This window comes from Streptomyces sp. P17 (assembly GCF_032436805.1).
In the GTDB taxonomy this organism is placed as follows: Bacteria; Actinomycetota; Actinomycetes; order Streptomycetales; family Streptomycetaceae; genus Streptomyces.
In genome coordinates this window covers 1-326 of the sequence record NZ_JAVRBF010000522.1, presented here as the reverse complement: position 1 = coordinate 326, position 326 = coordinate 1, and the positions used below count along the sequence as shown (strand labels likewise).

Annotated in this window: 1 protein-coding gene; it reads right to left on the bottom strand. The window is 43.9% G+C overall.

What is annotated here, in order from left to right; genetic code table 11:
• Nucleotides 1-111: 111 nt before the first annotated feature.
• Nucleotides 112-279, bottom strand: coding sequence for a PilW family protein (locus tag RMT89_RS46265; protein ID WP_399498923.1), 168 nt, complete (start codon nucleotides 277-279; stop codon nucleotides 112-114).
• Between the last annotated feature and the right edge of the window lie 47 nt (nucleotides 280-326).

Here is a 326-nt window from a genome sequence, read left to right as displayed (position 1 = left end):
CTCATCTTCACCCCATCCACCACCCGCATAATAAACTAAAATTCCAATCGCTGCTGCACCCCACTCAACGAAAACATTTATTGCAGCCGGTATATCTTGTATAATTACGCCTTAAAAAAAAACAAGCGACTCCTGCTTTCGGCTTAGCTCGTCTACTTTTTTAAAGGTTTGAAATGTGGTCAAAAAAAGCTGTCCGGCGCCTAGAGTAATCAGGGTGCCAATTGCCATAGCAACCATTAGCTCGACAAGGGTAAAACCTGATTGGCGTTGGTAGAGCATCATCAGTTACCTAGAAGACCAGGGAGACGAAAGGTGTAAGTAAACGT

Excerpts from the sequence above, each read along its gene's own strand:
- RMT89_RS46265 (WP_399498923.1), bottom strand. The coding sequence starts at position 279 with ATGCTCTACCAACGCCAATCAGGTTTTACCCTTGTCGAGCTAATGGTT.